The following is a 12,708-nucleotide window of genomic DNA, read 5'->3' as shown; positions in this document are numbered from 1 at the left end:
CGACGTACGACCGGGAGCGGCTGAACAGCCACCTCATGCCGTTTCGGGTGGGACTGATCGACAACCAAGGCAAGCCAAGCCGTGCGACGGTGGTGGCGCTGATTGCCACGGCGTCAGCCTACGGGAGCGGGAATCCGACGCGGGAGTTCCGGGTGGACTACGGGCCCGACTTTTTGCAGGAGTTTGATGACCAGAAGGCCAGCGACGCGGTTAGACAGACGGAGATCAAGCAGGAGATGGAGGTTGATCTGCCGCAGGCGGGGGCCTCCAGCGCGTCTGCGGGGTTAAGGCGCGAGTTGGGCCGGACGTTGCACATGGCAGCGCAGGTGGATGAGCCGGGGCCAGGGGAGGAGGTGGAAACGCTGGCCTCGCCGAGCTTGGCAGTGCCATCGTGGTGGCCGACGGCATTTCATCCTCTGGCGAGTTCGAGGGTAACAGTGAGCCTGCAGGCGCAAACACTGCCGCACTTGGAAAGCGCGCAGGCCGCTCCAAAGATGCTGGAGGGGGGCCTGCGACCAGCACCGCCCAGCCGTGTGCAGGCCACGGCCGACCCGGTGAGCCGCAAACGCGCGCTCGGACCGGATCAGCCGGGCGAAGGGCCACGCGGGATCAAGCGTGGCGGGCAAACAGTGCGCCAGTTGCTTCAGTCATTGCGTGCTGGTGGGCCCACCGAGGACCGTACCAGCTCGCTGCAGCCCCCGCGGGCGGAATTGTCGAAGGCCGATGCCCGCCGGTTCTATGAATCCAAGTGCGCATCCGCCCGTGGGGTGGCACTGGAACTGGCGCCTCGAAAGTGGCCCAACCAGGCGCTTGCCGAGCGTCTCATGGCTACGACTGATGTCTGTTGGGACGTTGCGACGGCAATTTCCAGGCTGAACGAGTTTCCCGACCTTCAGCGCGTGATGCGCTTGAATAAGCAGCAGAACTTTGAGACCGATCGCGCCTATGCCCATCGGCTTTTTGGTTGTGGCGCCCGGGCGGACGAACTGAGCCGCGTGTTCCGCATGCACAAGAACCTGATTATCGACATGCAATGTGAGCGGGGTGCTGTTCCTAAGGTACCGGGGTCTCGCAAGACGGTTTTTGAAGCGGCCGCCTCCTCCGATTTGCCGCCCTTCTTGCCGCGTCGAGGAAAGTGGGCACGTGTGAGGACAGAAGTCCGTTCCCTGCAGCCCTGGCAGGAGGAACTATTGAAGGCGGTCCCCCGCCTGGAAGATGAATCCCCCAGCGCACACGCCCGCAAGTTGGTGCTGGAGAAGCACCGAAGGCCCGGCGAGATGAGTGCGTTGGATCTCGCGGCTATGTGCGATATTGGGGAGCGTACTGCGCGGGCCACTCTCAGGTTGGCCACCCTTCCCGAGTTGAGCGGGCTGATGCACCAGTATGGGCAGCAGATCAATGAAACCGATTTCAACTATGCCCAGCGGCTTTTAGGGTTTGGCGCACGGCCGTCCGATTTGGCCCTCGTGTTCAGATCATCGAAAAACAAGTTGCTCTTCGGCCAAACACGTGCCAGAGCCGTTGACTGGTTGGGCGCGCCACCGGGCCAGGAGATCTCTGGCGTGAAGTTGCCCACCGATGCGCCGCTCAGACCCATACTGCCTCGGCCGATGCTGGCGGAGAGTGCATCTTGCCCGCCTGGGTGGGAGGCAAGCGCGCTGGGCCGGACGACGCACATGGCAGCGCATCTGGATGAGCCGCCGCAAGGGGAGGAGGTGCAAAGGCCGGGCTTGGGCAACGTGCAGTCCGTTGCTCAGGCCCCATCCCGTCGTTCACTGCCCTGGCAGGCGGAACTCTTGAGGGCCGTCCCCCACCGCCCTGGTGAATCCAATGCCACATACGCGCGCAGGCTGGTTCTGGAGGCGGACCTGAAGTCCTGCCCGCTGAGTGACGAGGATATCAAGGCCATGTCCGGTGTCGATTCGTTTGTTGCGACGTGCATTCGCCAGCTTGCCGAGCTTTCCGAGCTGAAGAGCTTGATGCGCCTCAATGAGCAGGAGGCCCATGAAGCGGACCTCGACTATGCCCAGCGGCTTGAGGGATTGGGTGCCAATGTGTTCGATTTGTGCACCATATTCCAGACAACGATGGAGCGCATGTTTGCGCCGGATCAGTAGGGTACGCAGGTGGGGGTGGCCACCGATGCCGGTGGCCGCGCGTGGACGCTGAATCATCCACTGCAGGGCTGGCCGGTGAGCCCATTCACTGGGCCGCCCACTGCAACATCAACTGCTCCCAGCGCGCCCGGGCCTTCGCCAGATGTCTCGCCTTGACGTGCCCGTAGCCTCGGATCTCCTCGGGCAGGCGGGCGATGTCCAGAGCCAATGGCAGGTGCTGCGCGGTCAGCCCCTTGGTCATCAGCGCCTCGATGCTGGCGCGGTAATCCAGGATCAGCTGACGCTCCGTGCGGCGCTCCTCGGTTCGGCCGAAGGGGTCGAAGGCCGTGCCACGCAGCCCCTTGAGCCTGGCCAGCACCCCCATGGCCGGGCGGATCCAGCCGCCGAAGGCCGACTTGAGCGGTTGGCCCTGGGCGTCCTTCTTCGCAAACAGTGGCGGTGCCAGGTGATGAACCACCTTGAAGTCGCCTTCGAACTGCGACCGGATCTTCTGCAGGAACTTTGGATCGGTCTGCAGCCGGGCGACTTCGTATTCGTCCTTGTAGGCCATCAGCTTGAACAGATAACGGGCCACCGCCTCGGTGAGGCGGGTGCCTCCCAAGGGTGCCTCGGCCGTTCGCACCCGTTCGACGAAGGCGCGGTAGTCGGCGGCATAAGCGGCGTTCTGGTAGTCGGTGAGAAACTCGACGCGGCGGTTGATCAGCTCGTCCACGCCCTGGCGCTTGACGATCTGGATCACCTGCTGCGCCGCATACAGCGAACGCACGGCCGCCAGGTCATGGGCGCAACGGCGGCCCCATTCGAAGGCCGCCTTGTTGTTCTCGACCTGTACCCCGTTGAGTTCAATGGCACGCATCAACGCGGCGTGGCTCAGCGGCACGCGGCCCTTCTGCCAGGCGAAGCCCAGCATCAGCGGGTTGGTGTAGAGCGAATCCCCCAGCAGCTTCACCGCGACCTCCTCCGCATCGAACATGCCGAGATGGTCCTGGCCGACGGCCTTGGCGATGGCGGCCTCGCAGGCGCCACCGGGGAAGTGCCAGTCCGGGTTGTTGACCAGCGTGGCGGTTGGGGAGCCGTGGGTGTTGAGCGCCACGAAGCTGCGGCCTTCGCGCATCACCGCCAGCGTGCTCTTGTTGGCGGCCACGATGGAATCGCAGGCAATGACCAGGTCCGCTTCGGCTGTGCCCACCTTGGTGCAGTGGATGGCCGACGGGCTGTTGGCGATCTGGATATGGCTCCAGGTGGCGCCACCCTTCTGCGCCAGGCCCGCGGCGTCCTGCGTGATGACGCCCTTGCCCTCCAGATGGGCCGCCATGCCCAGCAACTGCCCGATGGTGATCACGCCGGTGCCGCCCACGCCGGCCACCACGATGCCCCAGGCCTGTTCGGCGTTGGGAACGACGGGTGGGGGCACGGGGGGCAGGCTGGCGTCCAGCGGGCTGAGGCGGCGGTCCTTCTTCGGCTTCTTCAGCTCACCCCCTTCGATGGTGACGAAGCTGGGGCAGAAGCCCTTCACGCAGGAGAAGTCCTTGTTGCAGGTGTTCTGGTTGATCTGGCGCTTGCGGCCGAATTCGGTCTCCAGCGGCTCCACCGACAGGCAGTTGGACTGGACGGAGCAGTCGCCACAGCCTTCGCAGACGGCCTCGTTGATCACCGTGCGGCGCGCCGGATCGACCAACTTGCCGCGCTTGCGGCGGCGGCGCTTCTCGGTGGCGCAGGTCTGGTCGTAGATGATGACGGTGGTGCCGGGGATCTCGCGGAACTGGCGCTGCAGCGCGTCCAGCTCGTCGCGGTGGTGCACGGTGACGCCGGCAGCCAGGGGCTTGCCGTCGTATTTCTCGGGCTCGTCAGTGACGATGATCAGCTTGGCCACGCCTTCGGAGATCAGGCTGTTCATGATCTGGATGACGCTGTGACCCTCCGGACGCTCACCCACCTGCTGCCCGCCGGTCATGGCGACCGCGTCGTTGTAGAGCACCTTGTAGGTGATGTTCACCCCGGCGGCGATGCTTTGCCGGATGGCCAGGCTGCCGCTGTGGAAGTAGGTGCCGTCGCCGAGGTTGCTGAAGATGTGCTTCTCGTCGGTGAAGGGCGCCTGGCCGACCCAGGGCACCCCCTCACCGCCCATCTGGGTGAAGGTGGCCGTGTTGCGGCCCGGCATCCAGGTGACCATGTAGTGGCAGCCGATGCCGCCCACGGCGCGTGAGCCGTCCGGCACCCGGGTGCTGGTGTTGTGCGGGCAGCCGGAGCAGAACCAGGGCGTGCGGTCCGCACCGCCGGCGGTTTGCGCTTCGCTCTTGAGCGATTGCTCCTTGGCTTCGATCAGGGCCACCCGGGCACGCAGACGTGCCGCAGTGTCGGCGTCCACACCGAGCTTGAGCAGGCGCTTGGCGATGGCACGCGCGATGATCGCGGGGGTGAGGTCCGCCTGCGGGCGCAGCAGCCAGTTGGCGCTGGGGTTGGGCTGGCTCCATTCACCGCCGCTCATGTCGTTTTCGGCCTCGTCGAACTTGCCCAGCACGTTGGGTCGGACATCGGTGCGCCAGTTGTAGAGCTCTTCCTTGAGCTGGTATTCGATCATCTGGCGCTTTTCCTCGACCACCAGGATCTCCTGCAGGCCCAGGGCAAAGTCGCGGGTGATGGTGGCCTCCAACGGCCACACCACATTGACCTTGTGCAGCCGGATGCCCAGGCGCCGGCAGGTGTTGTCGTCCAGGCCGAGATCGTGCAGGGCCTGGCGGGTGTCGTTCCAGGCCTTGCCGCTGGCGATGATGCCGAAGCGGTCGTCGGGCGTGGCCACCACGTTGTGGTTGAGGCGGTTGGCCCGCACGTAGGCCAGGGCCGCGTACCACTTGTGGTCCATCATGCGGGCCTCCTGGTCCAGCGGCGGGTCGGGCCAGCGGATGTGCAGGCCACCGGACGGCATGGCGAAGTCCTCGGGCAGGATGATGTCGACGCGGTCAGGGTCGACGCTGACGCTGCTGGACGACTCCACGATCTCCTGGATGGTCTTGAGCCCGGACCACAGACCGGAGAAGCGGCTCATGGCGAAGGCGTGCAGCCCCATGTCCAGGATGTCCTGCACGCTGGACGGGAAGAACACCGGGAAGCCGACCGCCTTGAAGACGTGGTCGCTCTGGTGGGCGGCGGTGGAACTCTTGGCGATGTGGTCGTCGCCAGCAATGGCGATGACGCCACCATGCCTGGCGGTGCCGGCCATGTTGGCGTGCTTGAACACGTCGATGCAGCGGTCCACGCCAGGGCCCTTGCCGTACCACATGCCAAACACACCATCGAACTTCTTCTTCTCCGGGAAGAGATCCAGTTGCTGCGTGCCCCAGACGGCCGTGGCGCCCAGTTCCTCATTCACGCCGGGCTGGAAGACGATGTGCTGCCTGGACAGGTGCTTGCGCGCAGCCATGAGGGCCTGGTCGTAGCCGCCCAGCGGAGAGCCGCGATAGCCGGAGATGAAGCCGGCGGTATTGAGGCCGGCCATGGCGTCACGTGTGCGTTGCAGCATGGGCAGGCGCACAAGCGCCTGAATGCCGCTCATGAAGGCGCGGCCCTCGTCCAACGCGTATTTGTCGTCCAGCGTCACTGATTCCAGCGCACGCAGGATGTGTTCGGGCAAGGGGGCATTCATGAAGGGGTGTCTCCTGTTGGTGGCCGGCACCGTAATCCCCACTTGTGGCGGAGACCCGAAGCCGTGCTGCCATGTACAGCTGCATCGCTGCCGCTGAATTGTTTTCAGCTGAATGTTTTCAGTCGGATGTTGTCACGCTGGTTGTCCCCCTGCTTTCGGCCGGGGCAACCCGCGCCTCAGTGTAGGAAATAGCCTGCGGCGAGTGCTTGCTCTTTGTGCCCTATGGCGGCTGACTTGAGCAAGAATCTTGCTGGAGACAAGGCTGGAGCTATCCATTGGCATCGCGAAATCAACGTCAAGGGAAAACCCTGACACATCCGGACGGTGGTCGTCCACCCCTGGCGGCCGAAACGGAAGAGGGCGCCGGCGCCGGTGGCCTGGACCGTTACCACGTGGCCATCCTGGCGGAACTGCAGCGCGAGGCTCGCTTGTCGAACGCGGAGCTGGCGGCCCGCATCGGCCTGTCGGCGGCGCCGACCTGGCGGCGGGTCCGGTGGCTGGAGGAGCAGGGATTCATCACCGGCTACCGGGCCGAGATCGACCGCCGCAAGCTGGGGCTGGGCGTGCTGGCCTTTGTGCGGGTGGATGCCGACCGCAACAATGGCGCGGCCACACGGCAGCTGGAGGAGGCCATCCGCGAGTTGCCGGAGGTGATTGCCTGCCACTACATCAGCGGCGCTGGCACCTTCGAGCTGGAGGTGATGGCCACCGACCTGGATGCCTTCAGCCGGTTCTCCATCGACACGCTGCTGAACCTGCCGAATGTGAAGGACATCCACACCAGCTTCTCGCTGGGCGAGGTGAAGGCCGGCGGGGCATTGCCGCTGGGGCACCTGCGGCCATGAGCTATGAAGCCATGAAGCCATGACGTTCAAGACGGCCCGGAACACTTGGCGGCCGCGCCTGAGCGCCTGCTGAAAACCTTGAGTGAGGACGAAGAATGAATCTGACATCGGCAGTCACATTGCCATTCGAATTCAGCGGCGCGGGCCCGGGTGCCCAGTCCAGGGATGGTTGTTCGGTGGAGCTGTATCGCCGTTCGGCCTATGCCGGGGAGATCGAACACCTGCGGCCCTGGCTTGCGCCCGGCACGCGTGTGCTGGAACTGGGCTGCGGGACGGGGCTGCTGTCCCACCGCCTGCTGGCGTTCGGTTGCGTGGTGACCGGGGTGGACAACTCGGCGGACATGCTGGCGCATGTCTCCGACCAGGTGCGGCGCGTTCACGCCGATATCGAGCAACTGGCGCTGGAAGACCGCTTCGATGTGGTGCTGCTGCCCAGCGGCCTGATCAACCATGCCGACCCGGCGATACGCCGCGCCTTTGTGGCCGCAGCGGCACGGCATGTCTCCCCCTCGGGACTGCTGATTCTGAAACGTCAGGATCCCGGCTGGCTGACATCCGCGAAGGTCGGACAGCGCTCCGGATCTGACGCGCAGTCCCTGGAGGTGCTTGCCGTGGAACGAGCGCCGGACACCGAGGGTGTGCAGGTGCGCATGACGCTGCGCTACGGCATCGCTGGTGACAGCTGGACCCATACCTTCAGCGTGATCGCGCTGGAGGAGCCGTCCATCGCGAGACTGCTCGCGGCCGAAGGGTTTTCAGTGCCCGAAGGGTTGGACGACGAGCGGTTGTGGTTCGCCTCCCGTCCGCCATCGTCTGCACTGGCAGGCTCGGGACTGTGACCGGATTGGGGCCGCGAATCTCGCGGGTCCTCTCGCGGGTCCTCTCGCGGGTCACCTCACGGGTCATCTTGCGGGTCAGATCCCCACTTCCTCGTGCCGCAGCAACCCGGCCAGCATCGGCCACCATTCACTCTCCACCGCCGGCTTGAGCAGGCGGGGCGAGCCGTCGGCCGCCGTGGCGTGGCGCTGGCTGCACAGCAGGAGGGCCAGCGTCGGCCGTTGCCGCCGGCATCGCGCCAGCCAGCTGTCCATGTCCGGCGCGGCCTCGGGCTCAGCCACCAGCAGGCGCACCACCTGCTGGCGCATCAAGGCTTCCGCCTCGTGGTGATCCGACGCTTCGAGACACTCGAACCCCGCCAGGACCAGGCGCTCACGCAAGGCCTCGCGGACGCTGGCGCAGGGGTCCAGCAGCACCGCCACATGGCCGTCGCCCAGCGGTCGGGCGAGCCAGGGCCGGGCCGGCGGCCACAGCACGTCCGCTTCCTCGGCGGCCATCCAGTCCAGCCGGATGTCGAAGCGTGCGCCGTAACCCGGTTGGCTGGTGACCGAAATCCTGCCGTCCATGGCCGCCACCAACTGATGCGCAATGCTCAGACCCAGCCCCATGCCTGGCCGGAAGACCGATCCCTGCCCGCGCACGAAGGGTTCAAAGACCCGCGCCAGGTCCTCCGGCGCCATGCCCGGCCCGTTGTCCTGGACAGCGACCATGAGCTGGCCTTGCGCCGTCAGGGCGGCCTCCAGCACGATGCGGCCACCACGTGTGAACTTGGCGGCATTGGCAATCAGGTTGACCAGCACCTGGCGCAGGCGCCGGGCATCGAGCTGGACGATGGCGGGCAGCCCGGGCGCGAGGTCCAGCGTGAGGCTGTTGCCGCCCGCCCGCGCCAGGGCCTGGCTCTGGATGACGATCTCCCGCAGAAAGCTGTGCAGATACAGCGGTGCCGGCAAGATCTCCAGCCGTGCTTCGGATTCAGGCGCCCGCGAGAAATGCTGCATCTCGTCGATCATCTCCAGCGCCAGAAGGCTGCTGTGCTCCATGGCGTGGCGGCCGGCCTCGAAGTCGCTGTCCGGCTGCAGCTGCCGCGCCACCTGCACCATGGACGCCAGCGGTGCGCGCAGGTCGTGCCCGAGGTAGCCCAGCAGCCGGCCCTTGGCCATGTCGCTGCGCTGCGCCCGCTCGCGGGCTTCATCCAGTGCCAGGGTGCGCTCACGCACCGCCAGCTCCAGGCGCAGTTCCTGGCGGGCCCGTTGGCGCTGCATGCGGCGCAGCAGCCCACCCAGCACCAGCAGCGTCCCCAGCAGGCTGGCAATGGGCGGGGCGTAGTCGCTCAGTGCGTTGTAAGGCAGCAGCCCCAACAGCTCGGCGTAACGCGGCGCCATGCCGGCCATGCCTGCGATCAGCATGCCCAGCCACGGTTTGGCCAACGGATGATGCTGGCGCCACGCCCGCCAGGCGGCCACCGTCATGCCCAGCAGGAGGACCGTGTTGAACTGGGTGGTGATGAAGGTGCCCAGCCGGTAGTTGCCCCATATGCACAGGGACATGCTCAGCAGATCGGCCAGCGCGATGAGGAGCAACACCCGCTGCAGACGCGGCTGGGATCGGGCCAGGCCGAGCATGCGCACGATGGCCAGCACCTGCAGCAGCGTCGTGAGAATGCCGAAGGTGGACAGGGAACGCAGGGCCCAGTCGGTGGCGTCGGGCCACAGCAGCATGAAGCTGGTGCCCCGCATGCCGGCCTCGTAGAACATGTAGCTGAGCAGGTAGAGCGCGGTGTAGGCGTAGGCGCGCTCCCGCAGGATGCCGGCCAGCGCCAGGGCGAGCAGCAACAGCAGGCTCATCATGCCCAGGATCAGCCCGTCTGCCAGCAGTTCCCGCTGCTGGCGCAAGGCCAGCGCCGGTGTCTCCCAGAGCCGGGGCTGCAGGCCGATGGAGCTGCGGCTGGCGATGCGCAGCAACAGCTCGGCATGCTGGCCGGGGGCCAGCTCGACGGAGAAGGTGCTGATGCGCCGGGGCAACTCGCGTGCGTCAAACGGCACCGCCGTGCCCGCATCCGAGCGGCGCCAGCCCGCTCCCTCCACATTCATGAACAGGCTGATCTGCTCCAGGCGCGCGGGTGGTACCTGCAGCTGCCGGCGCAAGGGTGTGTCGGTGTTGTTGTGCACACGCAGGCGCAGCCAGTAGGCGGCGGTGCTGTAGCCCGGCTGCAGATCCTTGGGCCGTACGGCGGCGAAGTCATCCACCAGCAGGATGCTGTCCAGCCCCGCACCGCCTTGATGGTCCACGTGCAGCGCGAGGTAAGGCGCGAGGCTCAGCGACGGCTGATGCGGCTCGAGCTCCAGCACGGGCGGCCGCTGGGGCTGTGCGGCCGCTGCGAATGCCCACAGCAACAGGACGACGGTCAGGGCCTTCAGCCCGCGTTGCCTCGCCATCCGAAGACAAATCAGCAGCGCCTGTAGCGCCTCTAGCGCATGTGGCGCCTGCAGCGACCGTAGCGCCTCTGGCTTCGCGCCGGTCAAGAGATGGAGCGCTCGCGCGCGGCGAGCCGGTAGGCGACAGGACTCTGCCCGTAACGCGCACGGAACGCGGTCGCGAAGTTGCCCGGGTTGTTGAAGCCCACCGTCTGGGCCACGTCCTGCACCGTCATCGCAGTTTCGGCCAGCAGCCTGGCGCCATTGCGCATGCGCTCCTCGCTGAGGAAGCCGGAGACCGTCTGGCCCAGGTGGTCGCGGAAGAGGGCCAGCAGGCGTTTTTCATGAAGCCCCAGCCGGCGTGCCAGTTCGGGCACCGGTGGCAGCTCGGCGAGGTGAGCCTGGATGTAGCGCACCGCTTCCTGGACCAGCAGGCCGTCCGGATTGCGCGCCGCGTTTTCGGCGCCCGCGCTGTCCGCTGCGGCCTGCGCCACGTCCTTGCCGCCGGCCTGTGCGGCCAGCGCCAGATGCACCCGCACGCGGGCCATCACCTCTTCGGGCCAGAAGGGCTTGCTGATGAAGTCCACGGCACCCAGCCCCAGCCCGTTCACGCGGTCATCGGGCCGGTTGTACGCGCTGAGAAAAAGCACCGGGGTGGCCGCGGTCAGCGGGTCGCTCTTGAGCAGGCGGCACAACGCGAACCCATCCATGTCGGGCAGGCCGATGTCCAGCAGGATCAGTTGAGGCCGCAAGGCCTGCGCCCGTTGCAAGCCTTGATGGCCGTTGTGTGCGAAGGCCATCCGGTATTCCTTGCGTAACAGCTCGTTGAGCCATCGCAGGTCCTCGGGGACATCGTCGATCAGCAGTATCAGTGGCGCCGATGCCCCTGGAAGGCCGGCGCTGTCAGTCTCCGTCATAGACCTCGAATTGTCCGGCCGCCACCAGGCCCGCACCCGTTCCGATGTCGCGCTGCGCGCACAACTACCTCGTAAAAATTTCACATGGTTGCACTCAATGTGGCCCTGGATTCCTTTTGGCAAAGAGCTTGGTCGTTTTCGCAAAACCTGGCCCCGCCGTGCAGGCAGATAAACGCGGCCCAGCACACGAACATACCGAGGAACCAAGGTGCACGAAATCAAGAACCTGCGCATGGCAGCCGCACTGCTGAGCATGTCGCCTTTGTTAACGATGGCTGCGCCGCCGGATGCCGGCCAACTGCTCAACGAACGTCAACGCGTCGAGACCCCGATGGGCCGTCCAGCCGCTGAACCCAAGGCGGAATCGGCGGTGAACGCCCCCGTGGGCGGTCAGGGGCTGACGGCGCTGGTGCAGCGTGTTCGTTTCACGGGCGCTGATGGCTTGGCGAGCGAGAACGAATTGCAGGCCTGGGTGGCCGACCGTGTCGGTCAGCGCCTCAACCATGCGCAGATGCAGGCCCTGGCGGCCCGGGTGACCGCCCGCCTGCAGGCCAAGGGTTATCTGCTGGCGCGCGCTTATCTGCCGAAGCAGGATCTCAGCGGCGGCGAACTTCAGATCGCCGTGGTGGCCGGTCGGTTGCAGGAAGGCGCTGGCCGCCTGGGCCTGACCGGTGGCAACCCTGCGCTGCAGGCCCGCCTGCGCGCCATCGCCGATGCGAACCTGCCGGAAGGGCCGGTGCGCGCCGAGGACCTCGAACGCGCGCTGCTGCTGATGCGCGACGTGCCAGGCGTTGCCGTGCGCTCGGCGCTGGAGAAGGGCGACCAGCCCGGCACCAGCCGCATCGAAGCAAAGGTGGAAGAGCAACCGAACTGGGGCGCCTCCGCCTCCCTGGACAACTTCGCCAACCGCTACACCGGTGATGTGCGTGCCACCGTGCGCGGTGTTCTCAACCGCCCGCTGGAACGAGAAGACCAGGCGTTTGTGTCGCTGAGCAAGACCCGTGACACCAGCCAGGCCGCTGCCTCCTACGCCTGGGCGCTGTCGCCCAAGGGCCTGCGTGCCAACGTCAATGCGTCCTACATGCGCTACAGCGTGGGCCTGGAGCTGGAACCGCTGGAACTGCGCGGCACCGCCCGCAGCCTGGGCGGTGGCCTCAGCTTCCCGCTGCAGCGCTCGCGCGAGCGCAATGTCTGGTTGAACCTGGACGCCGAAGAGCGCCGCCTGGATGACGAATCCCTGGGCGTGTCCCTGCATCGCCGCCGGGTCGACCGCATGAGCGCGGGCTTCAGTGCCAACGCCTGGGACGAACTGCTGGGTGGCGGCCAGACGGACTGGGGCGCGGCCGTGGCCTCCGGCGAGGTGAGCCTGGCGCGTAATGCGGACGACGCCGCAGCGGATGCTGCCGGCGCCTCCACCCAGGGCGGCTTTACCAAGCTGAACTGGCATGTGGCCCGCAACCAGAGCCTGCCGGCCCTGGGCAGCTGGACGCTGTTCGTGGCGGCCAATGGCCAACTGGCCACGGACAACCTGGACTCCTCCGAGAAATTCCAGTTGGGCGGCCCCGCCGGTGTGCGGGCCTATGCCGTGGGTGAAGCCTCGGGCGACAGCGGCTGGCTGGCCAGCATGGAGCTGCGCCGCGACTTCCGCGTCTACGGCCTGCGTGCCCAGGGCCTGGGCTTCGTGGACGTGGGCGGCATCACCCAGCACCAGACCCCGTGGAACGGCGCCCTCGCGGACCCGTCCACCAACCACTACCGCCTGGCCGGTGCCGGCCTGGGCTTCAACCTGTCGGGTGAGCGCTGGAGCGTGCGCAGTGCCTGGGCGCACACCATCGGCAACAACCCCGGCCGCAGCAGCACCGGCCTGGATGCGGACGGCCGTGCCGAGCGCCAGCGCGCCTGGGTGCAGCTGAACGTCGCGTATTGAGCCCTTCC

The 12,708-nt window shown here is 66.7% G+C and carries 7 protein-coding genes; 4 read left to right on the top strand and 3 right to left on the bottom strand.

From position 1 onward, the window contains the following. Positions 1 to 2,117 (top strand): hypothetical protein (locus BMY53_RS25995; protein WP_177200948.1); only part of this gene is annotated, 2,117 nt, incomplete at its 5' end. An 85-nt stretch (positions 2,118 to 2,202) separates the two neighbouring features. Here BMY53_RS25995 and BMY53_RS18540 read toward each other — a convergent pair. Then, the gene (locus tag BMY53_RS18540; protein ID WP_092947961.1) at positions 2,203 to 5,760 is read right to left on the bottom strand and encodes an indolepyruvate ferredoxin oxidoreductase family protein; all 3,558 of its coding nucleotides are present in this window, start codon (positions 5,758 to 5,760) and stop codon (positions 2,203 to 2,205) included. Between the two features lie 338 nt (positions 5,761 to 6,098). On the opposite strand from BMY53_RS18540, the gene BMY53_RS18535 reads away from it, so the two are divergent. Continuing rightward, positions 6,099 to 6,605: an Lrp/AsnC family transcriptional regulator gene (locus BMY53_RS18535; protein WP_255370277.1), complete on the top strand. Its 507-nt coding sequence runs from the start codon at positions 6,099 to 6,101 to the stop codon at positions 6,603 to 6,605. 95 nt (positions 6,606 to 6,700) lie between these two features. After that, entirely contained in the window at positions 6,701 to 7,444 is a 744-nt protein-coding gene (locus BMY53_RS18530) for a class I SAM-dependent methyltransferase (protein WP_092947960.1), read from the top strand. Positions 7,445 to 7,519: 75 nt separating this feature from the next. Here BMY53_RS18530 and BMY53_RS18525 read toward each other — a convergent pair whose 3' ends face one another. Both BMY53_RS18525 and BMY53_RS18520 read right to left on the bottom strand, forming a co-directional pair. Next, entirely contained in the window at positions 7,520 to 9,877 is a 2,358-nt protein-coding gene (locus BMY53_RS18525; protein WP_092947959.1) for a sensor histidine kinase, read from the bottom strand. Between the two features lie 83 nt (positions 9,878 to 9,960). Next, on the bottom strand, positions 9,961 to 10,773 hold the full coding sequence (locus BMY53_RS18520; RefSeq protein WP_177200947.1) for a response regulator transcription factor: 813 nt from the start codon (positions 10,771 to 10,773) through the stop codon (positions 9,961 to 9,963). Between the two features lie 208 nt (positions 10,774 to 10,981). Between BMY53_RS18520 and BMY53_RS18515 the strand changes: the two genes are divergently transcribed. Then, on the top strand, positions 10,982 to 12,700 hold the full coding sequence (locus tag BMY53_RS18515) for a ShlB/FhaC/HecB family hemolysin secretion/activation protein (protein WP_218151262.1): 1,719 nt from the start codon (positions 10,982 to 10,984) through the stop codon (positions 12,698 to 12,700). The last annotated feature ends 8 nt before the right edge of the window (positions 12,701 to 12,708 follow it).

Source organism: Roseateles sp. YR242 (assembly GCF_900109745.1).
Taxonomy (GTDB): Bacteria; Pseudomonadota; Gammaproteobacteria; order Burkholderiales; family Burkholderiaceae_C; genus Roseateles.
Note: the sequence above shows the minus strand (reverse complement) of the source record. Positions and strands in the feature narration are given on the sequence as shown.